General features: G+C 38.4%; 2 protein-coding genes. One reads left to right on the top strand and one right to left on the bottom strand.

From position 1 onward, the window contains the following. Positions 1-103: 103 nt before the first annotated feature. Entirely contained in the window at positions 104-757 is a 654-nt protein-coding gene (locus tag KTE19_RS13325) for a deoxynucleoside kinase (protein WP_217342494.1), read from the bottom strand. Positions 758-910: 153 nt separating this feature from the next. Here KTE19_RS13325 and KTE19_RS13330 point away from each other — a divergent pair, with 153 nt between their 5' ends. After that, the gene (locus KTE19_RS13330; RefSeq protein WP_042253656.1) at positions 911-1681 is read left to right on the top strand and encodes a Cof-type HAD-IIB family hydrolase; all 771 of its coding nucleotides are present in this window, start codon (positions 911-913) and stop codon (positions 1679-1681) included. The last annotated feature ends 188 nt before the right edge of the window (positions 1682-1869 follow it).

The raw sequence follows: 1869 nt of genomic DNA on the forward strand, positions 1-1869 counted from the left end.
AGCTATTTTTCCGTTCCACTCTTTTTGATTTTTCTTATTCGATTGGCGTTTCCAGTGAGGGCCCTCAAATTGCTTGTCAGGTTGATAACAGTACCCCGAATTCCTAGGAAGTTTCCTCTTGTGGTTCACGAATTTTAGCCAATGCATCATCGATCTGGCCTAAAACGATAGCAACATTCTTAGAGTCGCTTAAATCGTATTTCTGGAGATCAATTTTGATTTTAGGACTGACATCGTATTCTTGATACCACTTTTTGTAGGCCGCCCACATTTTGAAATAATATTCTTGGAGTTCTGGATTGTCATCAAACTGTTCGTATTCACGACCGCGTTTCTTGATTCGATACTTGATGGTGTCAAAGTCGCTGTCCGCATATACAAGCAAATCTGGGGCTTTCTTGGGCAACTGGTCAAGCTCATTCATCATGTTGTCTAATAACTTTAAATAAACCGCTAATTCGGTATCGGTAATGTTGCCTTCAGCGTTGTTTTCTCTGGTAAAGAGGGCATCTTCATAAATTGACCGATCAAGGACATTGTTGTCGTTACTCAGTGCCTGCTTGATCATTGAAAAGCGTTTGTTTAAGAAATAAATCTGTAGTAAAAAGCCATATTGTTTTTGATTTGAATAGTAAAGCGGTAGTACCGGATTGTCGCCAACTGGTTCAAAAAATGCCTTGGTTCCTAAATGTTCTGCAATTTTTGCCGTTAACGTTGTTTTTCCGACACCGATCATTCCTGCTGTGATTATCACCATGGTAGCCCCTCTTTTAATAAAATTACAAGATATAGTGTATCACAAATTATGGAAACACAATATACATATTTTTGTCAAAAGTCAGGCGAAATTTTCAGGGAGCAGTAGATTAAGTAGTACAATGTAGGTATCGAGTTAATTGGAGGGAATTCAATGTATAAAGCGGTTGTTTTTTTTGATCTGGATGGCACACTATTTGATAATCAAAAGAATGTTTCTGATGACAACATTGCAGCAATTAATCAGTTACGAGAGAACAATATTCTGCCTGTAATTTCAACTGGCCGAAATATTTTTGAAATTCAATATGTGATTGACGCTACCGGTATCAATTCATTAGTCAGTGCGAACGGTAGTTACGTTCAATATCAAGGGAAAAAGCTAAAGGCTGAGCAAATTAGTGATGAGGTGATTGAAGAGATTTTAGCATTTGCCAAAAAGCAGGGCGATGTGATTTCATTTTATAACAATGAAGAATTTGCCCTAACAGCTGAAAATGACTTAACTAAAGTTAACTATCGGCTGTTAAGATTGACGCCGCACGTTGAGCCGGACTTTTACAAGACTCATGAAGTCAATTTCTTGAACGTTTTTAATTATGATAAAGATAAACTGTATCAGGATGAATTCAAGGGTGAATTGTCATTGGTTAGAAATAATCCTCGCTGTTTAGATACGATGAAGTGGGGGGTATCGAAGCAAACCGGCATTCAAGCACTCTTGAAGAAAGCGCAATTAGGGGACATTCCGTCCTATGCTTTCGGAGATCAGCTGAATGATTTGCAAATGTTTGCTGAAGTGGATTACCCAGTCGCAATGGGTAATGGTCACCCAGATGTGAAAGCCAAAGCATCATTCGTCACTACTTCGAATGTGAATGGCGGAATTGTGAATGGGCTGAAGCATTACGGGTTAATCAAATAACTTACGACATGCAATCATTTAAGGGCTTCACCCTGAAATCCTCGTTTTGGATTTTGGGATGAAGCCCTTAAATTATGGGATCAAAGCATCAATTGTCCCAGTTTTCCAAATGTAAGCACTAAATAACTGGACGTCTACTTCGTAGACGTCTTTTTGAGTACCATAGAATTATTAATTAAGTATGAGGT

Source organism: Lentilactobacillus dabitei (assembly GCF_019061365.1).
Taxonomy (GTDB): domain Bacteria; phylum Bacillota; class Bacilli; order Lactobacillales; family Lactobacillaceae; genus Lentilactobacillus; species Lentilactobacillus dabitei.